This window comes from Mycobacterium sp. (genome assembly GCF_052144515.1).
In the GTDB taxonomy this organism is placed as follows: domain Bacteria; phylum Actinomycetota; class Actinomycetes; order Mycobacteriales; family Mycobacteriaceae; genus Mycobacterium.
The window spans coordinates 1-22227 of record NZ_JBKQQD010000292.1 but is presented as its reverse complement, the minus strand read 5'-3'; the positions used below and the strand labels follow the sequence as shown (position 1 = coordinate 22227).

Annotated in this window: 22 protein-coding genes and 2 pseudogenes; 11 read left to right on the top strand and 13 right to left on the bottom strand. The window is 67.7% G+C overall.

Annotation, left to right across the window (positions count from 1 at the left end; translation table 11 throughout):
• Positions 1-102 precede the first annotated feature (102 nt).
• Positions 103-930, top strand: a complete 828-nt coding sequence (locus ACLP9N_RS19310) for an SDR family NAD(P)-dependent oxidoreductase (protein WP_442408920.1) — start codon at positions 103-105, stop codon at positions 928-930.
• 103 nt (positions 931-1033) lie between these two features.
• Here ACLP9N_RS19310 and ACLP9N_RS19305 read toward each other — a convergent pair whose 3' ends face one another.
• From ACLP9N_RS19305 to ACLP9N_RS19295, 3 genes are read right to left on the bottom strand one after another with little or no spacing between them, the layout of a single operon-like run.
• Positions 1034-1879 (bottom strand): glycine betaine ABC transporter substrate-binding protein, encoded by an 846-nt coding sequence (locus tag ACLP9N_RS19305; protein WP_442408919.1) that lies wholly within the window; start codon positions 1877-1879, stop codon positions 1034-1036.
• Positions 1876-3048, bottom strand: a complete 1173-nt coding sequence (locus ACLP9N_RS19300; protein WP_442408918.1) for an NAD(P)-dependent malic enzyme — start codon at positions 3046-3048, stop codon at positions 1876-1878. Before ACLP9N_RS19300 ends, ACLP9N_RS19305 begins: the two co-directional genes overlap by 4 nt.
• A gap of 42 nt (positions 3049-3090) precedes the next feature.
• Positions 3091-4080 (bottom strand): malate dehydrogenase, encoded by a 990-nt coding sequence (locus tag ACLP9N_RS19295; protein ID WP_442408917.1) that lies wholly within the window; start codon positions 4078-4080, stop codon positions 3091-3093.
• 192 nt (positions 4081-4272) lie between these two features.
• On the opposite strand from ACLP9N_RS19295, the gene corA reads away from it, so the two are divergent.
• A complete protein-coding gene (gene corA, locus ACLP9N_RS19290) occupies positions 4273-5379 on the top strand; it encodes a magnesium/cobalt transporter CorA (RefSeq protein ID WP_442408916.1) in 1107 nt (368 codons plus the stop codon).
• 96 nt (positions 5380-5475) lie between these two features.
• On the opposite strand, the gene ACLP9N_RS19285 is transcribed toward corA, so the two are convergent.
• From ACLP9N_RS19285 to ACLP9N_RS19260, 6 genes are read right to left on the bottom strand one after another with little or no spacing between them, the layout of a single operon-like run.
• The gene (locus ACLP9N_RS19285) at positions 5476-6045 is read right to left on the bottom strand and encodes a suppressor of fused domain protein (protein ID WP_442408926.1); all 570 of its coding nucleotides are present in this window, start codon (positions 6043-6045) and stop codon (positions 5476-5478) included.
• Positions 6046-6047: 2 nt separating this feature from the next.
• Positions 6048-7229, bottom strand: coding sequence for an ABC transporter ATP-binding protein (locus tag ACLP9N_RS19280; protein ID WP_442408915.1), 1182 nt, complete (start codon positions 7227-7229; stop codon positions 6048-6050).
• Positions 7230-8054, bottom strand: coding sequence for a carbohydrate ABC transporter permease (locus ACLP9N_RS19275; RefSeq protein ID WP_442408925.1), 825 nt, complete (start codon positions 8052-8054; stop codon positions 7230-7232).
• Positions 8051-8929, bottom strand: coding sequence for a carbohydrate ABC transporter permease (locus ACLP9N_RS19270; protein WP_442408914.1), 879 nt, complete (start codon positions 8927-8929; stop codon positions 8051-8053). Before ACLP9N_RS19270 ends, ACLP9N_RS19275 begins: the two co-directional genes overlap by 4 nt.
• Positions 8926-10338, bottom strand: a complete 1413-nt coding sequence (locus tag ACLP9N_RS19265; protein ID WP_442408913.1) for an extracellular solute-binding protein — start codon at positions 10336-10338, stop codon at positions 8926-8928. Before ACLP9N_RS19265 ends, ACLP9N_RS19270 begins: the two co-directional genes overlap by 4 nt.
• 12 nt (positions 10339-10350) lie before the next feature.
• On the bottom strand, positions 10351-10863 hold the full coding sequence (locus ACLP9N_RS19260; protein ID WP_442408912.1) for a general stress protein: 513 nt from the start codon (positions 10861-10863) through the stop codon (positions 10351-10353).
• Between the two features lie 151 nt (positions 10864-11014).
• Here ACLP9N_RS19260 and ACLP9N_RS19255 point away from each other — a divergent pair, with 151 nt between their 5' ends.
• The 5 genes and pseudogenes from ACLP9N_RS19255 (at position 11015) to ACLP9N_RS19235 (ending at position 15443) form a co-directional block, all read left to right on the top strand.
• A complete protein-coding gene (locus ACLP9N_RS19255; RefSeq protein ID WP_442408911.1) occupies positions 11015-11512 on the top strand; it encodes a DUF4190 domain-containing protein in 498 nt (165 codons plus the stop codon).
• 54 nt (positions 11513-11566) lie between these two features.
• A pseudogene (locus ACLP9N_RS19250) lies at positions 11567-12168 on the top strand (CBS domain-containing protein).
• Positions 12165-12704 (top strand): DUF1003 domain-containing protein, encoded by a 540-nt coding sequence (locus ACLP9N_RS19245; RefSeq protein WP_442408910.1) that lies wholly within the window; start codon positions 12165-12167, stop codon positions 12702-12704. The pseudogene ACLP9N_RS19250 and the gene ACLP9N_RS19245 overlap by 4 nt, the downstream one beginning before the upstream one ends.
• Positions 12705-12854: 150 nt before the next feature.
• Positions 12855-14261 carry a lytic transglycosylase domain-containing protein gene (locus ACLP9N_RS19240; protein WP_442408909.1) on the top strand — a complete coding sequence of 469 codons (1407 nt, stop codon included), beginning with the start codon at positions 12855-12857 and terminating at the stop codon, positions 14259-14261.
• A gap of 36 nt (positions 14262-14297) precedes the next feature.
• On the top strand, positions 14298-15443 hold the full coding sequence (locus tag ACLP9N_RS19235; protein WP_442408908.1) for an Mrp/NBP35 family ATP-binding protein: 1146 nt from the start codon (positions 14298-14300) through the stop codon (positions 15441-15443).
• 106 nt (positions 15444-15549) lie between these two features.
• On the opposite strand, the gene tatB is transcribed toward ACLP9N_RS19235, so the two are convergent.
• From tatB to sigE, 4 genes are all read right to left on the bottom strand, one after another.
• Positions 15550-15957 carry a Sec-independent protein translocase protein TatB gene (gene tatB / locus ACLP9N_RS19230; protein ID WP_442408907.1) on the bottom strand — a complete coding sequence of 136 codons (408 nt, stop codon included), beginning with the start codon at positions 15955-15957 and terminating at the stop codon, positions 15550-15552.
• Positions 15958-17472 carry a serine protease HtrA gene (gene htrA / locus ACLP9N_RS19225; RefSeq protein ID WP_442408906.1) on the bottom strand — a complete coding sequence of 505 codons (1515 nt, stop codon included), beginning with the start codon at positions 17470-17472 and terminating at the stop codon, positions 15958-15960.
• Between the two features lie 104 nt (positions 17473-17576).
• Positions 17577-17975 (bottom strand): anti-sigma E factor RseA, encoded by a 399-nt coding sequence (gene rseA / locus ACLP9N_RS19220; protein WP_442408905.1) that lies wholly within the window; start codon positions 17973-17975, stop codon positions 17577-17579.
• A gap of 106 nt (positions 17976-18081) precedes the next feature.
• Complete coding sequence (sigE, locus tag ACLP9N_RS19215) at positions 18082-18834, bottom strand: RNA polymerase sigma factor SigE (RefSeq protein WP_442408924.1); 753 nt, start codon at positions 18832-18834, stop codon at positions 18082-18084.
• A gap of 203 nt (positions 18835-19037) precedes the next feature.
• Between sigE and ACLP9N_RS19210 the strand changes: the two genes are divergently transcribed.
• The 4 genes and pseudogenes from ACLP9N_RS19210 to ACLP9N_RS19195 all read left to right on the top strand — a co-directional run.
• Positions 19038-19712: an O-methyltransferase gene (locus ACLP9N_RS19210; protein ID WP_442408904.1), complete on the top strand. Its 675-nt coding sequence runs from the start codon at positions 19038-19040 to the stop codon at positions 19710-19712.
• Positions 19713-19795: 83 nt separating this feature from the next.
• The gene (locus ACLP9N_RS19205; protein ID WP_442408903.1) at positions 19796-20434 is read left to right on the top strand and encodes a TetR family transcriptional regulator; all 639 of its coding nucleotides are present in this window, start codon (positions 19796-19798) and stop codon (positions 20432-20434) included.
• Entirely contained in the window at positions 20424-21347 is a 924-nt protein-coding gene (locus ACLP9N_RS19200; RefSeq protein WP_442408902.1) for an ABC transporter ATP-binding protein, read from the top strand. Before ACLP9N_RS19205 ends, ACLP9N_RS19200 begins: the two co-directional genes overlap by 11 nt.
• Positions 21344-22227 (top strand): annotated as a pseudogene (locus ACLP9N_RS19195) (ABC transporter permease); the annotation flags it as partial. The gene ACLP9N_RS19200 and the pseudogene ACLP9N_RS19195, both read left to right, overlap by 4 nt.

Sequence of the window (22227 nt, the reverse complement as noted above, 5' to 3'; positions counted from 1 at the left end):
CGACGACCGTGCCGCAAGGCGCGGGGAGGCCCTCGGGCCCATGCAAGCGGTACTCGGGGTACCGGCTAGCCTCGACGAGAGGCAACGGACAGGAGGGTCCTCATGCAGGGGTTCGCGGGCAAGGTCGCCGTGGTTACCGGCGCGGGTTCGGGTATCGGGCAGGCGCTGGCCATCGAGCTGGCCCGCTCGGGCGCCAAGGTGGCGATCAGCGACGTCAACCTCGAAGGGCTGGCGGACACCGAGCAACAGCTGAAGGCGATCGGCGCGCCGGTCAAGGCGGACCGGCTCGACGTGACCGAACGCGCGGCCTTCCTCGCCTACGCCGACGCCGTCAACGAGCACTTCGGCAAGGTCAACCAGATCTACAACAACGCCGGCATCGCCTTCACCGGAGACATCGAAGTCAGCCCGTTCAAGGACATCGAACGGGTGATGGACGTCGATTATTGGGGCGTGGTGAACGGCACCAAGGCCTTCCTTCCGTACCTGATCGCCTCTGGAGACGGCCACGTCATCAACATCTCCAGTGTGTTCGGGTTGTTTTCGGTGCCGGGGCAAGCGGCGTACAACTCGGCCAAATTCGCCGTCCGCGGCTTCACCGAAGCGCTGCGACAGGAGATGGTGCTGGCCGGCCACCCGGTGGGGGTGACCACGGTGCACCCCGGCGGCATCAAGACCGCGATCGCCCGCAACGCCACCGCCGCCGAGGGCCTCGACCAGGGTGAACTGGCCAAGCTGTTCGACAAACGGATGGCCAGGACCAGTCCGCAACGAGCCGCCCAGGTCATCCTGGACGCGGTGCGCAAGAACAAGGCTCGGGTGCTGGTCGGCCCGGACGCCAAGGTCCTGGACATCTTGGTGCGGCTGACGGGTTCGGGATATCAGCGACTGTTCAGGCCCGTCCTGGGCCGCTTGATCCCCCGCAACTGAGTTCAACACCCAGTCCGCGCTGAGGGCGCCCAACAGTCGCTCACCGCGACCCTGGACGCAGGGTCGCCGCCGCAGCCGCAGACTCGATGGCCAGGGCAAAAGGTCAGCGGCCCAGCGGGTGTTCGGCCAACCACCCGCCGGCCACGGCCTGCGGGTCCGCGCCGCCGGCCACCTGACGGCGCATGTCGGCCAGGGCCGCCGTGTCCAGCACACCGGCCACTTCGTTGATCGCCAGCAGTTGCCGATCGGACAGCGCGTTGCGGCGATACAGCGGCACCACGTTCTCGGCTTGTATCAGCGCGGGTTTGCCGTCGGCCAGCACAACCAGATCGGCAGGAATGACGGGGTTGGCGGTGGTGGTCCATCCCGCGGTCAGCTGCCCGGCCCGCAACGCGGCCAACATCGCTGTGCCATCGGGGAATTCACGCGGGACGGGCAGCCGGCACGAGCCCACCGACGAGGGCGCCCCGGCGCCGGCGACGATCCCGACGACCAGCCCGTCGCAGTGGCCGGGCAGTTCGCTCAGGTCGCTGCCGCCCCAGGCTTTGGCGGTGGCCGCCGTCACCACCAGGGCGGGTTTGTCCTCGGCGGCGGTGGTGTAGTCGCCGGCAAGAACGCCTTCGGGCAGCGCCGCGATCATGGCGCGGTAGACCTGCGCATCGGACAGCACAGCGGCGCCGGGCTGCAAAGTCTGCAGAACCTTGCCAGTGAAGGCCGGGACGACGGTGAACTGGCCCGAATCCAGCTTCGCCATCGGGTCATTGGCCGTTTCGCCGTGCGCCGCGAAACCGTATGACCGCAGTGCCGCCACATAGATATCGGCGAGCAAAACGGACTCGGGGTCGGACCCGGATCCAACCACCAACTCCGGCGCAGGGTGCCGATCAGCGCAGCTGGTCAGCACCAGCGTGCCGGCGATCAGCGGCGCGGCCAGCCTGCGGATTCTCACACGGAAGTGTCTGCCGCGAAAGCCACCGCGGCGGCAACCACGTCCCCGACGCGCAGGTCCAGCGGGCTCGGAACGATCCGGTCGAGCGCGAGGTCCTCGCTGACGACGGAGAAGATCGCCTCGGCCGCGGCCAACATCATCTTCTCGGTGATCCGGCGCGCCCCGGCGTCCAGCGCGCCGCGGAACACCCCGGGGAACGCGAGCACGTTGTTGATCTGGTTCGGGTGGTCGCTGCGCCCGGTGGCCACCACCGCCGCGTGCTTGGCCGCCGCGTCGGGATGGATTTCCGGGTCCGGGTTGGACAGCGCGAACACGATCCCGTCGGGCGCCATCGTGGCGATCAACTCCTCGGGGACCACGCCCCCCGACACCCCGAGGAACATGTCGGCCCCTTTGAGCGCCTCCACCATGCCGCCGACCAGACCGCTGGGATTGGTGCGTCGCGCCAGATCCACCTTCACGCCGTTCATGTCGTCGCGCCCGGTGTGCAGGATGCCACGCGAATCGAGCACGGTGATGTCCGAAACCCCCACGGCGAGGAGCAGTTTCGTGCACGCGACACCGGCGGCCCCGGCCCCGGACACCACCACCCGCAGCGACGACATGTCACGGCCGAGCAACTTGGTGGCACCCATCAGCGCCGCCAGCACCACAATCGCCGTGCCGTGCTGGTCGTCGTGCATCACCGGGCAGTCCAGCGCCTCGATGACTCGTCGTTCGATCTCGAAGCAGCGCGGCGCCGAAATGTCTTCGAGGTTGACGGCGCCGAACGTCGGGCGAAGCCGCACCAGGGTTTCGACGATCTCGTCGGGGTCCTTGGTGTCGAGCACGATCGGGATCGCGTCCAGCCCCCCGTAGGCCTTGAACAGGGCGCACTTGCCCTCCATCACCGGCAGCGACGCCGCCGGTCCTATATCACCGAGGCCGAGGACCGCGCTGCCGTCGCTGACCACCGCCACCAGCCGGTTCACCCACGTGTAGCGGGCGGCCAGCGTGTGATCGGCGGCGATCGCGCGACTGACCTGCGCCACGCCAGGGGTGTAAGCGATCGACAAGTCGCGCTGCGTGTCCAGCGGCGCCGTCAGCCCTACCGAAAGCTTCCCACCTACGTGAGCCTCGAAGATCTCCTCGTCCGTTATGACGACCTGGGGGCTCTGTTCGTCCGACACGCCCTCAGGGTACTGGCCGCCCCGCGGGCAGCCCCAATCCACTCAGATCAGACCGAGCTCGGTGACCGCGTTGCGCTCGTCGGCGAGCTCGGCGGTCGATTTGTCGATCCGGCCGCGGGAGAAGTAGTCGATCTGAAGGCCGCTGACGATCGTCCAGTCGCCGTCCTTGGTGGTGACCGGGAACGAAGAGATCAGGCCCTCCGGCACGCCGTAGGAACCGTCGGACACGACCGCCATCGACACCCAGTCGCCGTCGGGAGAGCCGAGCAGCCAGCTCCGGGCAGCGTCGACGGTCGCCGACGCGGCCGAAGCGGCCGACGAGGCGCCGCGCGCGTCGATGATCGCCGCGCCGCGCTTGGCGACGGTGGGGATGAAGTCGTTCTCGATCCAGGCCTGGTCGTTGACCACCTCGGCCGCGTTCTTGCCGCCGATCTCGGCGTGGAACACGTCGGGGTACTGGGTGGCCGAATGGTTGCCCCAGATCGTCATCTTCTTGACGTCGGTGACCGCGGCGCCGGTCTTGGCGGCCAGCTGCGAGATCGCCCGGTTGTGGTCCAGACGGGTGAGCGCGGAGAACCGCTCGCGGGGGATGTCGGGCGCGTTGCTCATCGCGATCAGCGCGTTGGTGTTGGCCGGGTTGCCGGTCACGCCGATGCGGACGTCAGCGGCGGCGACGGAGTTCAGCGCCTTGCCTTGTGCGGTGAAGATCGCGCCGTTGGCCTCCAGCAGGTCGCCGCGCTCCATGCCCGGGCCGCGCGGCCGGGCGCCCACCAGCAAAGCCAGGTTCACCCCGTCGAAGATCTTGTTGGGGTCCGCGCCGATCTCGACGCCGGCCAGCAGCGGGAAAGCGCAGTCGTCGAGTTCCATCACCACGCCCTCGAGCGCCTTGAGCGCCGGCTCGATCTCGAGCAGCCGCAGCTCAATCGGGCGGTCGGGTCCCAGCAACGAGCCGCTGCCCAGGCGGAACAACAGGCTGTAGCCGATCTGGCCGGCGGCACCGGTGACGGCGACCTTCAGAGGACTTGCGCTCACTTCCGTTTACTCCTTCATGGGAGAGTTTCGTCCATTTCGTCTCGGATGGAATTGAGTCGAAACTAGCGCACCGCCGCCGCCCCGAAACCGCCGGTCCGGCACCGGTGGCGCCGCTCACTCTTCACCCGGGGTTGCGCCAGAACGCGTAGCATGAACTGCTCGGTCAGACCTGCGCCGCGATGGGAGGTTGGCATGCCCTCGGGGTTTGACGCATTGCCGGAACCGCTTCGAGCGGTCGCGAAGCCCAGGGTCTACCAGCAGCACATCCACCCCGCCCCGGCACCTCCCGAGCCCCTGGTCGACTGCGGCGTGTATGTCGATGGGCAGCGGTTGCCCGGCAGATACGCCTCCTACGCCGCGGCGTTGAACAAGGTGCGCGAGATCGAACTGATGGAGCAGGAGGTGTTCGTCTGGGTCGGGCTGCATGAACCCGACGAGGCCCACATGCAGGAGGTCGCAGACGTCTTCGGGCTGCACCCTTTGGCGGTCGAGGACGCCGTGCACGCCCACCAGCGCCCCAAGCTGGAGCGCTACGACGACACGCTGCTCCTGGTGCTGAAGACCGTCAATTACGTGCCGCACGAATCGGTGGTGCTGGCCCGCGAGATCGTCGAAACCGGCGAGGTCATGGTCTTCGTCGGGAGCAACTTCGTGGTCACCGTGCGCCACGGCGAACACGGCGGACTGGCCGACGTGCGCAAGCGGATGGACACCAATCCCGAGCAATTGCGGCTCGGCCCGTACGCGGTGATGCACGCGATCGCCGACCACGTGGTGGACCACTACCTCGAGGTGGCCAGCCTGATGGAGGTCGATATCGACGGCATCGAGGAGGTCGCATTCAGCCCGGGGCGCCAGCTCGACGTCGAGCCGATTTACCTGCTCAAGCGGGAAGTGGTCGAGCTGCGCCGGTGCGTGAACCCGCTGTCGGCCGCGTTCCAGCGGATGCAGACCGAGAGCAAGGACCTGATCTGCAAGGAGGTGCGGCGGTATCTGCGCGACGTCGCCGACCACCACTCGGAGGCCGCCGACCAGATCGCCGGCTACGACGACATGCTCAACTCACTCGTGCAGGCCGCGCTGGCCCGGGTCGGCATGCAGCAGAACAGCGACATGCGCAAGATATCGGCCTGGGCCGGCATCGTGGCGGTGCCCACCATGATCGCCGGCATCTACGGCATGAACTTCGAGTTCATGCCCGAGCTGAAGTGGCACTGGAGCTACCCGGTGGTGGTCGGCATCATGTCCACCGCCTGCCTCGTCCTGTACTTCGCCTTCCGAAGGGTCAACTGGCTCTAATTCCGCAAAGCAGCATTAGGCATCGAGTCTGCGGCTAGGGCGGGAAATTCGCGATTCGCCCGCCCTGTGCGCAGAGTCGATACCACTAGCGCATACTCAATGTGGTTGCGCGGCAGGGCGATTGGGATCCAGCACGTCCACACCGTCGTGGTGCCAGGCCTGTCGCATGGCTTCAGCGCCCTTCAGCCGCACCCAGGCCGCCTCGGTCGCGGTGATGGGCGTGGCCGCCAGAAAGTGCACCGCGTCGCTGGGCGGCGGCAGCGTCAGGTCGGGAATATCGCTGCGGCCCAACAACACCGCGGTGAACGGCGCGCCTACCCACAGCGGCGAGCCGAGGTCGATCAGCACGTCGACGACCAGCACCACGCCGTCGACGGCCGGTGTCGCCGCCAGTACGGCCAGGCTGCGCGCCAGCCCGCTGGCCGGCCCGGGATCACGAAGCCGCAGCACGACTTCGGCGCGCGGGCCACGCAACGGATCGACGACCACCTGCGCGGGATCGGTCATCGGGTGACGCGAGCACCCCAGCGACACGTAATCCACCAATCCCTCTGTCCCGCAGCGGAATCGCAGCACCTCGATGGGTTCGGTACCCAGAAAGGTCACACTCGCCGAATCGGGCTGCACCCCGAAGTGTTGGCGCAGGTGTCCGCGCACATTGTCCAGCGTCACTCCGCGACAGGGAGCGTCAGGTTGACCCCGGAATCGGCGTCGAACACGGCGATCTTGGTGGTGTCGAAAGCCAACTCGATCGACTGCCCGATCGCTGCCCTGGATGCGGCGGGAACCCTTGCCACGAACTGGCCTTGGTGTAATTCCGACTCCCCCTCCATGCCGGCCAGCTCGTCGAGCTGGGCCGCGTGCACGGCAGAACCGGCGGCGGTGAAGTACACGTATTTGTCGGCTCCCAGCGATTCGACCAGGTCGACCTTCACCTCAAAGGTCACCGCCCTGATGCGCTGGTAGCCGTCGATCAGCGTGGCATCGGCCAGATGCTCGGGCCGCACCCCGACGATGACGTTCGCCGCGGTGGGCTGCCTCTCGATCACGGCCTGCACGGACGGCTCCAGCGTCACCTCACCGAACGGCAACCTGAGTCCCATCGCCGTCGGCGTGGCGGGGAAAAAATTCATCGCCGGCGAGCCGATGAACCCCGCGACGAACAGGTTGGCGGGCCGCTCGTACAGCTCCTCGGGGGTACCGACCTGCTGGGCGACACCGCCGTGCATCACCACGACGCGGTCCCCCAGCGTCATCGCCTCGGTCTGGTCATGGGTGACGTAAACGGTGGTGGCGCCCAGCCGGCGCTGCAGCCGGGCGATCTCGCCGCGCATCTGCACCCGCAGTTTGGCGTCCAGGTTGGACAGCGGCTCGTCCATCAAGAAGGCCTTGGGATGGCGCACGATCGCCCGGCCCATCGCGACCCGCTGTCGCTGTCCGCCCGACAGCTGCGAGGGCTTGCGGTCCAGCAGATCGGTCAGGTCAAGAACTCTGGCGGTCTCGGCGACCTTCTGCGCGATCTCGGCCTTCTTCATCTTCGCCCGCGTCAGCGGGAAGGCGATGTTCTGCCGCACGGTCATGTGCGGATACAGCGCGTAGGACTGGAACACCATCGCGATATCGCGGTCCTTGGGAGCCTTCTCGTTCATCCGCTCGCCGCCGATGCGCAGCTCGCCCGACGAGATATCCTCAAGTCCGGCAATCATATTCAGCGTGGTGGTCTTGCCACAGCCCGACGGCCCGACCAGGATCAAGAATTCCCCGTCGGCGATGGTCAGGTTCAGGTCGTGCACGGCCGTCGCGCCGTTGGGGTAGCTCTTGTGCACGTGAGCCAACACAATCTCGGCCATCTAGCCCTTCACCGCCCCAGAGGTCAGCCCGGCGACAATTCGTCGTTGGAAGATTAAAACAAACACGATGATCGGCACCGTGATCACGATCGCCCCCGCCGCGATCGATCCCGTCGGCTCCTCGAACTGCGAACTGCCGCTGAAGTTCACGATCGCCACCGGCGCGGTGATCGCCGCCGTGGTGGCGGTCAGCGACAGCGCCAGCAGAAGATCGTTCCAGGCGAAGATGAACACCAGGATCGCGGCGGTCACCAGCCCCGGCGCCGCCAGCGGGACGATCACCTTGCGGAAGGCCTGGGCGGGCGTGGCGCCGTCCATCTTGGCGGCCTTCTCCAGATCCCAGGGAATCTCGCGGAAGAACGCCGACAACGTGTAGATGGCAAGCGGCAACGCGAACGTGATGTAGGGCAATATCAGGCCCGGCCACGTGTCGAACAGGCCAAGAAGGCGTTCGATGTTGAACAACGGCGTGACCAGCGAGATCGCCGGGAACATGGTGACCAGCAGGGTGGCACCGACGAGCAGCCGCTTGCCGGGGAAGTCCAGCCGGGCGATCGCGTAGGCCGCCATCGCGCCCAGCACCACCGCAATCACGGTGGTAGTCAACCCGATTCCGACGGAGTTGATCAGCGCCGAGCTGAAGAACTCGCCCCGGAAGATGCCGCGGTAATTTTCCAGGGACACCGACGACGGAATCAGTCTGCCGTCCTTGACCATTGACGTCGGCTTGAGTGACAGCGACAAAATCCACAGCACCGGGAGCAGCGCGTACACCACCACCAACGTGTCGACCACAACCCAGAACACCTTGCGCCGCATGCCTATCGACCCCCCGGCGCTAATGGGTCTTGGTACGCACCGAACACCTTGATGAAGAGGACCGCGATGATGCCGACACAGCAGAACACCAGCACGCTGATCGCCGAGCCGAGCCCCACGTTGAAGCCCTTGAACAGGTTGTCGTAGCCCAGGATCGACACCGAGTCGGTGTCGTTGGCGCCCTCGGTCAGCACATAGATGTTGTCGAAAATGCGGAAGGCGTCCAGCGTCCGGAACAGCAGCGCCACCACGACCGCCGGCTTGATGATCGGCAAGATTATTCGCGTCAGCCGCCGCCACTCGCCGGCGCCGTCGACCTGCGCGGCTTTGAGCAGATCTTCGGGCACCAGCGCCAGCCCCGCCAGCAGCAGCAGCGACATGAACGGGGTGGTCTTCCACACCTCGGCGAGGACGACGACGCCCAGCGACGGGATCTGCTCGGTCAGCGGCGCGCTACCGTGCGGCAGCAGGTTGGCCAGATAGCCGGTACCCGGTGTCCAGGCGTAGAACCAGCTGTACGCCGCGACCGCCGTCACGATGCCGTACGGGATGAGCACCGCGGTGCGCACCAGGCCCTTGCCGACCAGCGTGCGGTGCATCACCAGCGCCAGCGTCAGGCCCAAAACGAACTCGATCGACACCGAAACCACCGTGATCGCCAGCGTCACCGCCAGCGCCGTCCACCAATACCGGTCGGTCAAAATCGTCTGGTAGTTGCCCAGGCCGATGAACGCGGTGTCGTTGGGGGTGGCCAGGTTGTTGCGCTGCAGGCTGAGCCACATGGCGTAGCCGATCGGATACGCCGTCACCGCCAGCATCAGGGTCGCGGCGGGCGCGACGAGCGCGAACGCCAGTCGCCGTTCGGAGCCACGGGTGCTCACGGCAACAGGCCCTTGCCGTCGATGGCCTTCTGCACCTGCGTGGTGAGCTCGTCGGCCGTGCGCTCCGGGTCGATGTCGGCGAGGGCACCCAGCGCCGTCGACAGCCGGATGGACACCGCCTGATAGACCGGCGTGGCCGGGCGCACGGCGGCATCGGTGAGCTGCTGGCGAATGATGGTGTACATCGGGTATTTGGCCTGGAATTGCGGGTCCGAGTACAGCGACGCCCGCACTGGGGGCAGACCCCCCTGGATCGAGATGTATTTCTGGTTGTCCAGGCTGCGCAGGCACCTGATGGCTTCGAACGCTTCGGCCTTGTGGCCCGTGGTGCGGGCCACCGCCAGGTTCAGCCCGCCGATCGTCACCTTGGCCGGCTCCCCGGGCTGCACGCCCGGGTACGGCGCGAAACCGAACACCTTCTGGCTGGCCTGATAGGCGATGCGGAACTGCTCGTCGTCGGGCACGAACGTGCCGAGGCTGTCGATGCTGCCGGCCAGTTCAGGAATCCGGTTGAGTGGAAGGAACGGCACCCCGCCCTTGACCGCGTTCTCCAGCATGGACGCCAGCACGTACGGCCAGTTGACCTCCAGCGCCGCGTTGCCCTGTTCCACCGCAAGCCGTGCGGTGCCCGCGTCGCTGCGGGTGATCGACGGGTCGGCTCCGGGCGCGGTGGCCACCGACTTGAGGATCCGTAGCGCCGCGACGGTTGCGGCGCGGTGCGCGGGCGTGTCGGTCAGGGTGACGCGGCGGCCGTCCTCGGACAGCACCTGCCCGCCCGCGCTGACCAGCAGCGTGTTGAACCACACCATCAGGCCTTCGCCCTCGTTGGCCTGCACGGCGATCCAGCTGGGCCCGCCGGCGGCGCGCAACCGGGCGGCCTCGGCCACCATACCGTTCCAGTCCTGCGGCGGTTGTGCTACCAAATCCGTTCGGTACCAGAGCAATTGGGTGTTGGTGGTGACCGGCGCGGCGTACAGCTTGTGTTTCCAGCCGGCCGTCGCCAGCGGGCCGGGCAGAGTATCGACGGTGGCGTCGGCCTCGGCTTGGCCCGCCGGGTCGTCGGACAGCGGCAGCACCCAGCCGGCTTCGGCGAACTCCGCGGTCCAGATCACGTCGACGGCCATCACGTCCAGCGTGTGGTCGTTACCGGTGAGCCGGCGGGCGTATTGGACGCGCTGCCCGTCCGGAGATCTGGGCAGGCTCACGTGCTGAATGGTGAACCGGCCGCCGAACTGTTGGTTGCAGCGCCGGGCCACCTCGGTGAATGTCGCGGCGTCGGTGGCCGGCGTGTAGAACTTGATGACCAGCCCGGACTGGCCGGACCCGCAGGCCGACAGCACCGATGCGATCATCAGCGCCGCTAGCCCGATAGTGCCCACCCGGAGTGCGCGCCCGGGACGACCCACCATCACGACCTGGCGTCAGATCGCAAGGCGCGCCAGCAGATCCCTTGCCTTCTCGGCGTTTTGCGGATCGCAGAGTACGTCATAGCGGCCGGCGACCAGCTGCATCGTCGAGCTGAAATCCCTTGTGCCGCGGGCCATTGAGTAGGGGACCGCAGAGGTTATCAACCCGAAGAACACCCCGGCGACCACGCCCGTGGGCAGCACGGCCCACGTGTTGCTAAAGATGCTGAGCACCAACCCGATGAACAGCCCGAGCCAGGCGCCGCTGAGCACGCCGCCGCCGAGCACTTTGGGCCAGGTCAGCCGGCCGGTGACCCGCTCCACCTGCATCAGATCCACCCCGACGATGGTCACCTGCTGCACCGGGAACTGCTGATCGGACAGGTAGTCGACGGCGCGCTGCGCCTCGGCGTAGGTGGGATAGGACCCGACGGGCCAGCCTTTAGGCGGAGTTGGTAGCCCGGGCGCCCCGCGGCGACCGGCGGCCGCGCCCCCGGGTACCTGTCCGGGCTGGAAAGGGCTAGTCATCGCTGCTCATTCTCCTCTGCCGACAGCTGCTTTGGCTGCTTTGGCTGCCTGAACTGCCTCAGCCATCGTTTCACGGCCGGTCAAGCCCAGCCATCCCAGGCTAAAGCGTCACCTGCACTGACGTGTCGTCGCTTGAATTACGGTTGAACGCATGACAGGTCCCGGCGGCGCCCCCGGCGAGGGTGAGCGCGACGACGCGCGTACCCCGGAGCAGCCGGCTTGGAGCCCGCCCTGGGAACCGCCGCCATCACCCGCAGCCGACTACCCGCCGCCTTATCCGCCCGGCTATCCCGCCTATCCGCCGCAATTCGGCCCACCCTCAGGCGGTTACGGACCGCCTCCGCCTCCGCCAACGCCTCTGGGGGGCTACTACCCGCCGCCGGATTATCTGGGCGGCTGGGGACCCGCGCAGCCGGTACCGCGACCACGAACCAATGGGCTGGCGATCGCCTCGCTTGTCACGGCGTTCATCGGCTTTTTTTGCTGCATCGGCTCGCTCGTGGCCATCGTGTTGGGCACTATCGCTCTCGACCAGATCAAGCGGACTCGCGAAGAAGGCTTCGGCCTGGCCGTCGCCGGCATCGTGCTCGGCGTGGCAGGCCTGGTAGTGGCTTTGATCATCTGGATCTTCGCGATGCGTTTGCGTTAAGCCTGCGGCACTGCGCGCTGCCGTCCGGCACGCCGCTGCCTACGCTCTACAGCCATGGACTCGGTCAACCAGGTGTACGTGGCGCGCGTGCACCGGATGCTGGTGCTCGGCCCCATGGGCGAATCCTTCTGGCGGGTACGCGATGTCGTGATCAGCATCAGCATCGTGCGTCAGCAACCGCGCGTCCTGGGGCTGGTCGTCGACTTGGCGACCCGCCGCAAAATCTTCATCCCGATTCTGCGGGTCGCCGCGATCGCGCCCGAGGCGGTGACACTGCGCACCGGCAGCGTGTCACTGCGCCACTTCGAGCAGCGGCCGGGCGAGGTACTTGCGCCACCCCCACCGGACGGTATTTGGGCTGTGTGTCGCTGCAGCGGCTGCTCCGCGAGGCGCCGGCCGAGCCGGTCGGCGGAATCGTCGACAGCGACCTGCTCACCTTGACGCCGGGGACCGCGCTGGGCGCGGTGACCCGCTACTTCGCCGCCTATAACCTCGTGTGCGGGCCGGTGGTCGACGATCAAAATCACCTGTTGGGAGCCGTGACCGTGGACGACCTGCTGGATCACCTGCTGCCGCACGACTGGCGCGCGGATGCCCAAGAGCTCGACACCCTGAACACAGATGCCATCACTGCAGCAGCCGGAGAAGCCCAGTGAGCAACTCCCGGTCGCCGCGCCTGTACACCCCGCGGACATCGCGCAGGCCGTCGCTGCGCCCCGACCCCGAGGCCGTCGGGGCGATCACCGAGTCCATCGCGCGTTTCTTCGGCACCGGCCGCTACCTGCTGATTCAGACGATCCTGGTGCTGGTGTGGATCGCGCTCAACCTGGGCGCGATCCGCTGGCGCTGGGACCCATACCCGTTCATCCTGCTCAACCTGGCGTTCTCCACACAGGCCGCCTATGCCGCCCCGCTGATTCTGCTGGCCCAGAACCGTCAGGAAAACCGCGACCGGGTCCCCCCCAACGAGGATCGGCGTCGCGCCGCCGAGACGAAGGCCGCCACCGAATACCTGGCCCGTGAGCTGGCCGCGCGGCGGCTGGCTGTCGGGGAGGTCCCCACGCGCGAACACCTGCGCCACGAACTGGAAGATCTGCGCGCCCTGTTGGCCGATCTGTTGCCGGAAAATCCGGGCACACAGCCCGAGCGGGCGGGTGACGGCGGGCAACGGGCTGCCAAGAATTCGGGCTGAGGCGCAGATCCACCATTGCGCCACTCCCGTCACAAGAGTTATGTATGGTGATCTAGTTCACCAAGCAAAGAAACAGACTCGAAACAAACACAAAGAAGCAACAGCAGAAGAAAGAGTTTCCCGACGGCTCACAAACTCAAGGACGGTCGAGTGCGCATTGGGGGACGCCGGCGTCCACACCCGGCGGAGGCGGTGCAGCAGCGGACGCGTCAAGCGACGCGTTCGCCCGCGTTCTGCATCGCCGTGATCACTCCCTTAGTGTTCGCCGGCGCCGTCGGTGGCGCGCCTTACATCTTCCCAACAAAGCCCTCGGCCATACGTGCCGCCATCACCCCGGTCGCCGCGGTGTCCCCCTCCGACCCCGATATGTCCGGCCCCGGTGTCATCGCCGCCCCGCACCCGCCGATCAGCTTCCATGTCGCCGCGGCCACCATCTCGGCGCCGCCGCCACCGAAGATCGTCAATGCGCCTGGCGCCCTTGGCATTCCGACGATTGCGCTGTCGGCCTACCGCAACGCCGAAATGAAGATGGCCGCCGAGGCCCCGGGCTGCGGCGTCAGCTGGAACCTGCTGGCCGGCATCGGACGCATCGAGTCGGGCCACGCGAACGGCGGCGCCGTCGACGCGAACGGCACCGCGGTCTACCCGATCTACGGCCCGGCGCTGGACGGCACGCTGCCCGGCAACGAGGTCATCATCCAGAGTTCCGTCGGCAACAGCGTCACCTATGCGCGCGCGATGGGGCCCATGCAGTTCTTGCCCGGCACCTGGGCGCGGTACGCCGCAGATGGCAAAGGTGACGGCACGCCCAACCCGCAGAATCTGTTCGACGCCACGCTCGCGGCCGCCCGGTACCTCTGCAGCGGCGGGCTGAACCTGCGCAACCCGGGTGGGGTCATGGCCGCCATTTTGCGCTACAACAACTCGATGCCCTATGCCCAGAACGTGCTGGGCTGGGCCGCGGCGTACGCCACTGGCGTGGTCCCGGTCGACCTGCCCCCGATCGTCGGGCCGCCGCCGCCGCTCGGCAACGCGCACGATGAGCACCCGGAGGGGCTGGGACCCAGCCTGCCCATGAACATCAACGGCCTGCCCATGTACGACATGGGACCGCAGGAACCGCTGATCGACCTGAGCCCCCCTCAGCTCGTGAACGCACCGCCGATGTTCCCGTGGATGACGCCCACCACCCCGCAGGGCGCGGCGCCGGTGACGAGGCTGCCCGGCTGCACGCTGATTTGCATCGGCGCGCCGAACGGCGCGCCCGGGCCGCTACCACCAGGGGCAGGTCAACCGGCCAACGTGCCGCCGCCCGCCCCGCCCCTGGCGCCACCGCCGCCGGATCCGCTGGCCGGGACGCCCTTCGGGCCGCCGCCGGCGGCACCACTGGCACCCCCGCCCGACAACCCGGCCCCGCCGGCCCCGCCTGCACCGGCGGCGAGCCCGGCCGCGACTGCGCCCAAGGCCTCAGCAGCGCCGAAGCCGGCCAGGCCGCGGTCAGCGGCGCCGACGGCACCGGTCGCCCCGGCGAATACGGCGCCCGCACCGGCCGGCTGAGCCTCCGCCGGGGGCGCACGCCTACACTCGGCGGTGATGTCCCGTCATGAGTCTTCTGATTTGAGTGCGGCTATCCGCGCCGCGCTGGCCAAGGTGATCGACCCCGAATTGCGGCGACCCATCACCGAACTCGGGATGGTCAAGAGCATCGACGTCGAGCCCGACGGCGGCGTGCACGTCGGGATTTACCTGACCACCGCGGCCTGCCCGAAGAAGACCGAAATCAGCGAGCGCGTCACCCAGGCGGTCGCCGACGTGCCCGGCACCGGCGCGGTGAAGGTCAGCCTGGACGTGATGAACGACGAGCAGCGCACCGAGCTGCGCAAGCAATTGCGCGGTGATGCGGCCGAACCCGTCATCCCGTTCGCCCAGCCCAGCTCGCTGACCCGGGTGTATGCCGTCGCTTCCGGCAAGGGCGGCGTCGGGAAGTCTACTGTCACGGTCAATCTGGCCGCCGCGATGGCCGCCCGCGGCCTGTCGGTCGGCGTGCTCGACGCCGACATCCACGGCCACTCCATCCCCCGGATGATGGGCACCACCGACCGGCCCACCCAAGTCGAGTCGATGATCCTGCCGCCGATCGCCCACGAGGTGAAGGTCATCTCGATCGCCCAATTCACCCAGGGCAACACCCCGGTGGTGTGGCGCGGCCCGATGCTGCACCGCGCGCTGCAGCAGTTTTTGGCCGACGTCTACTGGGGCGATCTGGACGTGCTGCTGCTGGATCTGCCGCCGGGGACCGGCGACGTCGCCATCTCGGTGGCGCAGCTGATCCCCAACGCCGAGATCCTGGTGGTGACCACGCCGCAGCTGGCCGCCGCCGAGGTCGCCGAACGGGCCGGCAGCATCGCGATCCAAACCCGCCAGCGCCTCGTCGGCGTCGTCGAGAACATGGCCGGGCTGACGCTGCCGGACGGGTCGACGCTGCAGGTGTTCGGCGAGGGCGGCGGCGCGCAAGTCGCCGAGCGGCTCTCGCGTGCGGTCGGCGTCGACGTGCCGCTGCTCGGCCAGATCCCGCTGGACCCGGCCGTGGTGGCCGCCGGTGATTCGGGCGTGCCGATCGTGCTCGGCGCGCCCGACTCCCCGGTGGGCAAGGCGCTGCTGCGCATCGCCGACGGGTTGTCGTCGCGACGGCGCGGACTGGCGGGCGTGTCGCTGGGGCTGGACCCGACCCGGCGCTGAGGCGGGTCCGGCGGTGCCGTCTAACTCGTTAGCCGCGAGCGCGCGTGTTTGTACGGTGACGCGCCGTCAGATACGTACAACTGCGCACCCTGGAACTTGCGGATTCCTAGGTCGCGTCGGCGTCGAAGGGGGCGGGGCCTTCGGCGGGCCGCTGCGCCGGAGCCGGACCGGGTGGTGACGCCGGCGTCGAGGCGGTCGAGCCGTTCGTGGGGGCCGGCTTGTCGAAGTTCCCGGTGAAGATGGAATCGTCGCCGTCGAGCAGGTGCTTGGTCAGCGCCGCGCGCGGTGTCATCCCGCGCAGCTTCTGCAGCTCGCTCAAATGTCCACGCAGATCGTCGAACTCGGGACCCATGTCCTCGCGCAGTTGGCTGGAGACACCGCTGAGGTAGTCACGCGCCTGCCGCAGCGCGTTCGACGTCCACCGGATGGCACCCGGAAGTCGCTCCGGGCCAAGAACCACCAGGCCGACCACAACAAGGACCAGGATGTGCTCCCAGCTCAGGTTGCCGAACATCTAGCTGGTTTCGGGGTCGGGTTTCACGGTGAGCGTGACGTGCCGGCCATCGCGGACCACCTCGACCGGGGCGTCCTGGCCGATGGCCAGCTGCCGCACGGCGACAACCAGCTCGTCGGAGTCGGCGACTTTGCGGTTGCCGATCTTGACGATCACGTCGTTTTCCAGGATCCCGCCCTTTTGCGCGGGACTTCCCGCCTTCACATTGGCGACTTGCGCGCCGGCGGCGATCGCGTTGCTCACCGAGCGGGTGCTGATCCCGATCGTCGGGTGCACGATCTTGCCGTCTTTGATCAGCGTTTGCGCAACCTGCTTCACCTCGTTGACCGGAATCGCGAAGCCCAGCCCGCTTGCGCTGTCCGACAACGACTTGCCGGCGGTGTTGATGCCGATCACCTGGGAATCCATGTCGATCAGCGGGCCGCCGGAGTTGCCGTGGTTGATCGAGGCGTCGGTCTGCAGCGCATCAATGACGGTGTCGGTGTCCGAGCCCTCCCCCGACAGCGGGACGGGGCGGTGCAGCGCGCTGATGATGCCGTGGGTCACGGTGCTGCGCAGCCCCAGCGGCGCGCCCGCGGCCAGTACCTCGTCGCCGACGCGCACCTTGTCCGAATCACCGAGCCGGGCCACCGACAGGTTGTCGACGTTGTCGACCTTGAGCACGGCCAGGTCGGTCTTGGGGTCACGACCGACCAGGTTGGCGGGAACTTCCTTGCCGTCGTTGAACACCACCGTCGTCTTGAACTGGCTGGGGTTGTTGGCGGCCTCGGAGATCACGTGGTTGTTGGTGACGATGTAGCCCTTGCCGTCGATGACGACGCCGGAGCCCTGCATGCCTTCCTGATCGCTCTTGGACTCGATGGTCACCACGGAGTCGGCGGTCGCGGCCGCCACCTTGGCGAACCGGCCGGCCGGTTGCTCGGCGTTGTTCGGGGTGGCCAGCGTGACCTTGGAGGTGGTGAACGCTTCGACGACTTCGGCCGTCTTGCGGCCGATCACCCCGCCCAGCATGCCGATCACCAGGGCGATCAGCAGCAGCACGGCCAGCGCCAGATAGGACACCTTGCCGCCGAACAGCACATCGCGCACGCCGAGTTTGCCCCGGTAGCCCGGGGCGGGGCGGGGCGCCGACGGAGACACCGCGGGACTGCCCAGCGCCGCCGCGGCGGCGGGGTCGCGCCACGGGTCGTCTGGTTCGTCGGGCCCGAAGCCGTCTTTCTCGGCTGCCAGCGCACCGGCGTCGACGGGGTGGCGCTGCAGCGAGTCGATACTCCCGTCGGGCCGGCCGAACGCTTCCTCCAGGACCGGGTCGGCCGGTTGATCGTGCGGCTTGAACTCGGCCTGGTCGCGGTACTTTTGCGGGCGCACGCGCTCCGCCACGAAGGACCCGATCATCCCACGGGGACGGCCGAACGCGTGACGCGATGCGGAGTCGACCGGCGGCCGGGAGACGGGGCGCGGCGCCAGGCGTTGCCCGCCGTCGGGGCCGCTCTTATTGCCTTGGTCGGAGGTCACCTTTTCCTCTGGGATCCAATGGGGCCCGATACAAAGTCGCGTGCGGGCAGGGCTTGTCCCACCCTAGTATCCATGTTTCCTGACGGGCCGCTTACGCTGCGGCGCTAGCGGCGCTTCCGCGGGTCGCGCCCGTCGCGGTCGAATGGTTCAGATGGTGCTGGCGTGTCCCCGACTTCATTGACCGGGCTGTGCGGAATCTCAGACAGCAAGCCCAGCAACCCGGTGGGGATGCGAATGGGGTGAGAGTCGCGCAGCGCGGACCGGGCCCGGCTCTGGTCATCTACTTCGGCCGCGCATTGGGCGCAGAGCGAAAGGTGGTGCGCGGCCCGCAGATGTGCGGTCATCCGCAGCTCACCGTCGACGAACGCCGCGACGGCCTCGATGGACAAATGCTCGGTGGAGCCGAACTCGCGCGGCGCACCCACCGGCGCATCGCTCTGGGAGGCGAATTGTGCGGGGAGCCAGGAGAACGCGCGGCGGAACACATGTCCTCGCTCAGCCATCACCGGTTCCTTTCGCTGCCGCCCACCCTTCGAATGTAGCGCGGACAAATGCCCCGCAGGCGTCTACGGCCGACAAAACCCCAGGATTATCGGCCGGCGCGCCGGTTTAAGCCGACTTGGCGACCTCGGGATGCGCGGCAAGGTAGTCGCGCAACGCCTGACGTCCACGGTGAATGCGGCTGCGCACGGTGCCCAGCTTCACGCCCAGGGTGGCGCCGATCTCCTCGTACGACAGACCCTCGACATCACACAAGACGACCGCGGCACGAAACTCCGGGGGCAACGAATCCAGGGCAGCCTGCAGGTCGGCCCCGAGCCGCGAATCGTGGTAGATCTGCTGCGGGTCCGGCTCGTCGGCGGGCACCCGGTCGTAGTCCTCGGGCAGCGCTTCCATCCGGATGCGGGTCCGGCGACGGACCATGTCGAGGAACAGGTTGGTGGTAATGCGGTGCAGCCAGCCCTCGAAGGTTCCCGGCTGGTAGTTCTGGACCGAACGGAAAACCCGGATGAAGGTCTCCTGAGTCAGGTCCTCGGCGTCCTGCTGATTGCCGGAGAGCCGATAGGCCAGCCGGTACACCCGGTCGGCGTGCTGACGCACCAGCTCGTCCCAGGACGGCATGGTCGCCTTGTCCCCGGTCGCGTCGAAAACCGCGGTGCCCTGCAACTCGTCGGGCACTTCCACCCACTCGTCGTCGCGGTACTGCTGGGCGTGCGACATAGTGGCCGGTCTCAAAGTGGTGCTCAGAGCGGTGATGGTCGAATCCTCCGGATTTGCCCTGCCCAGGGTTGGCAGATCGTCCTTGTCGACAACACGAAGCTGCACTTGTCTATTCCCGTCGTTCCCGCCCCCGTTATCCATACCGATACCGTCGCGCATTGGCGTATACGCGAGGTAGGAGATAACTGAGGTTTGCCTGAGAAATCTTTTCGTTACGTTCGCTATGCAGGGCAAATCGGGGCCCGAGTGACATTTGTCGCGTCGCGCGGGTTGGGCGTGTCGCCGGCGGGCGGCTCAGGCGCGCCTGAATGACCGCGCCGCCAATTCGACATACGCTTCGGGTCATGGACGGCAGCGATAGTTCATCGGCCACTCCCGACCAGGCGTCCCCCAGTCGAGCCGAATCACTCTCCGCGCACGCCGAGGGCTCGATCTCAGAAGATGCGATTTTGGCGGGCGCCCGCGAGCGCGCTACGGACATCGGCGCCGGGGCGGTGACGCCGGCGGTCGGGGCGCTGCTGAGCCTGCTGGCCAAGCTCAGCGGCGGCAAGGCCGTCGCCGAGGTGGGCACCGGCGTGGGAGTCAGCGGGCTGTGGCTGCTGTCGGGCATGGCCGAGGACGGCGTGTTGACCACGATCGACAACGAGCCCGAGTATCAGCGGCTGGCCAAGCAGGCATTCTCCGAGGCCGGCATCGGGCCGTCGCGAACCCGGCTGATCAGCGGCCGCGCACAAGAGGTGCTGACCCGGCTCGCCGACGAATCCTATGACCTGGTGTTCATCGACGCCGACCCCATCGACCAGCCGGATTACGTCGTCGAGGGTGTGCGGCTGCTGCGGTCCGGCGGGGTCATCGTCGTGCACCGGGCGGCGCTGGGCGGGCGGGCCGGCGATCCCGCTGCCCGCGACGCCGAGGTCGTTGCGGTGCGCGAGGCGGCCCGGCTCATCGCCGAGGACGAGCGGCTCACCCCGGCGCTGGTGCCGCTCGGCGACGGCGTGCTGGCCGCGGTGCGCGACTAGTTAGTTCTGTTGCGCGATCTTTACGGATTCCTGACGCGGTACCTCCTTGACGTTCGGCTGAACGGCCGTTTAGTGTACTGAACATGCGTTCAGCCGATCTGACGGCGGCTGCTCGGATCCGCGATGCGGCCATCGAGCAGTTTGGGCAGCACGGCTTCGGTGTCGGGCTACGCAAAATCGCCGAAGCCGCGGGGGTGAGCGCCGCGCTGGTCATCCACCACTTCGGCTCCAAGGAGGGCCTGCGCAAAGCCTGCGACGACTACATCGCCGAAGAGATCCGCAGCAGTAAGTCGGAGACGCTGAGGTCCAACGATCCGGCCACCTGGTTTGCGGCGATGGCCGAGATCGAGTCCTACGCGCCGATGATGGCCTACTTGGTTCGCAGCATGCAATCCGGCGGCGATCTCGCGAAGATGTTGTGGCACAGGATGATTGACAACGCCGAGGAATACATGGATGACGGCGTGCGGGCGGGCACGATCAAGCCGAGTCGTGATCCGCACGCCAGGGCGAGATTTCTGGCTCTCGCCGGCGGCGGGGCTTTCCTGCTGTATCTGCAAATGCACGAGACCCCAACGGATCTCAAGGCGGTGCTGCGTGACTATTCCCGCGACATGATGCTGCCCGCCCTCGAGCTCTACACCGAAGGCCTGCTGGCGGACCGCACCATGTACGACGCATTTCTGGCTGCTGAAGAGCAAGGAGAATCCCATGGCAGTTGACAATCCCATCGAAATCCGTAATTTGACAAAGAATTTCGGTGCGGTGCGGGCGCTGGACGGCCTTGACCTGACGGTCCGTGCCGGGGAAGTGCACGGCTTCCTCGGACCGAACGGTGCCGGCAAGTCCACCACCATCCGCATCCTGTTGGGTCTGGTCAAGGCCGACGGCGGCAGCGCGCGGTTGCTGGGCGGCGACCCGTGGACCGACGCGGTCGGGCTGCACCGCCACATCGCTTACGTGCCAGGCGATGTCACGTTATGGCCGTCGCTGACCGGCGGCGAGACCATCGACCTGCTGGCCCGCATGCGCGGCGGCATCGACGAGAAACGCCGCTCGGAGCTGATAGACCGCTTCGACCTCGACCCGCACAAGAAGGCGCGCACCTACTCCAAGGGCAATCGCCAGAAGGTATCGCTGATCTCCGCCTTTTCGTCTCGGGCCGAGCTGCTGCTGCTGGACGAGCCGAGCAGCGGCCTGGATCCATTGATGGAGAACGTGTTTCAGCAGTGCGTCGGTGAAGCGCGCGACCGTGGCGCGACGGTGCTGCTGTCCAGCCACATCCTGGCCGAAACCGAAGCGCTGTGCGAACGGGTCACCATCATCCGGGCCGGCAAGACCGTCGAGAGCGGATCGCTCGACTCCATGCGGCACCTCAGCCGCACCTCGATCAAGGCCGAAATGACAGGTGATCCCGGTGATCTCACCCGGATCAAGGGTGTCGAAGACGTCAGCGTCGACGGCAACACCCTGCGGGCCCAGGTCGATAGCGAAAGCCTTGGCGAACTCATTCGCGTGCTCGGCGACGCCGGCGTACGCAGCCTGGTCAGCCAGCCGCCGACACTGGAAGAACTCTTCCTGCGCCATTACAACACCTCAGAAGACACCTCGGACGCAAAGGTGGCGGCGTCATGAGCACCGCCACTTTGGACCGGCCCCATCGGCCCACGCGCCCGGCCGGTTCGAACTTCTCCGGAACACTGTCGATCCTGCGGCTCTACCTACGGCGCGACCGAATCGCGTTGCCGCTGTGGGTGTTACTGCTGTCGGTGCCGCTGGCCACCGTGTACGTCGGCAGCGTCGAAAAGGTCTACCCCACCGAGACCGCGCGCGCCGGGTTCGCCGCCTCCATCATGGCCAGCCCGGCCCAGCGCGCGCTGTACGGCCAGGTCTACAACGACAGCGTTGGGGCCGTGGGCATTTGGAAAGCCGGGATGTTCCATCTGCTGATCGCGGTCGCGGTCATCCTCACCGTCATCCGGCACACCCGCGCCGACGAGGAGACCGGCCGGACCGAACTGATCGACTCGACCGCGGTCGGCCGGTACGCCAGCCTGACCGCGGCGCTGATGTTGTGCTTCGGTGCGTCGATCGCCACCGGCGCGATCGGGACGGCCGGGTTGCTCAGCACCGGCATCCCGCCCGGTGGGTCGCTCGCCTTCGGGGCGGCGCTGGCCGGCTCCGGTCTGGTGTTCACCGCCGTGGCCGCGATCGCCGCACAGCTCTCGCCGAGTGCACGGTTCGCCCGCGGCGCCGCGTTCGCGGTGCTGGGGGCCGCATTCACGCTGCGCGCCCTCGGTGATGCCGGCTCTGGCACGCTGTCGTGGCTCTCGCCGCTGGGATGGTCGCTGCAAGTCAGGCCTTATGCGGGCGATCGCTTCTGGGTCCTGCTGCTGCATCTGGCGACGACGGCCGTGCTGACCCTGGTGGCCTATCGGCTCCTCGCCGGCCGCGATGTCGGCGCCGGACTCATCGCCGAGCGCGCCGGGCCCGGCACGGCCGGGCGGGGGCTGCG

Bases quoted from the DNA above. Each gene is read 5' to 3' on its own strand.
- ACLP9N_RS19310 (WP_442408920.1), top strand. From the start codon at position 103: ATGCAGGGGTTCGCGGGCAAGGTCGCCGTGGTTACCGGCGCGGGTTCG.
- ACLP9N_RS19210 (WP_442408904.1), top strand. From the start codon at position 19,038: ATGGACGGCAGCGATAGTTCATCGGCCACTCCCGACCAGGCGTCCCCC.
- tatB (WP_442408907.1), bottom strand. From the start codon at position 15,957: ATGTTCGGCAACCTGAGCTGGGAGCACATCCTGGTCCTTGTTGTGGTC.
- ACLP9N_RS19280 (WP_442408915.1), bottom strand. From the start codon at position 7,229: ATGGCCGAGATTGTGTTGGCTCACGTGCACAAGAGCTACCCCAACGGC.
- ACLP9N_RS19255 (WP_442408911.1), top strand. From the start codon at position 11,015: ATGACAGGTCCCGGCGGCGCCCCCGGCGAGGGTGAGCGCGACGACGCG.
- rseA (WP_442408905.1), bottom strand. From the start codon at position 17,975: ATGGCTGAGCGAGGACATGTGTTCCGCCGCGCGTTCTCCTGGCTCCCC.
- ACLP9N_RS19235 (WP_442408908.1), top strand. From the start codon at position 14,298: ATGTCCCGTCATGAGTCTTCTGATTTGAGTGCGGCTATCCGCGCCGCG.
- ACLP9N_RS19200 (WP_442408902.1), top strand. From the start codon at position 20,424: ATGGCAGTTGACAATCCCATCGAAATCCGTAATTTGACAAAGAATTTC.
- ACLP9N_RS19205 (WP_442408903.1), top strand. From the start codon at position 19,796: ATGCGTTCAGCCGATCTGACGGCGGCTGCTCGGATCCGCGATGCGGCC.
- sigE (WP_442408924.1), bottom strand. From the start codon at position 18,834: ATGGATAACGGGGGCGGGAACGACGGGAATAGACAAGTGCAGCTTCGT.
- ACLP9N_RS19265 (WP_442408913.1), bottom strand. From the start codon at position 10,338: ATGGTGGGTCGTCCCGGGCGCGCACTCCGGGTGGGCACTATCGGGCTA.
- ACLP9N_RS19260 (WP_442408912.1), bottom strand. From the start codon at position 10,863: ATGACTAGCCCTTTCCAGCCCGGACAGGTACCCGGGGGCGCGGCCGCC.
- corA (WP_442408916.1), top strand. From the start codon at position 4,273: ATGCCCTCGGGGTTTGACGCATTGCCGGAACCGCTTCGAGCGGTCGCG.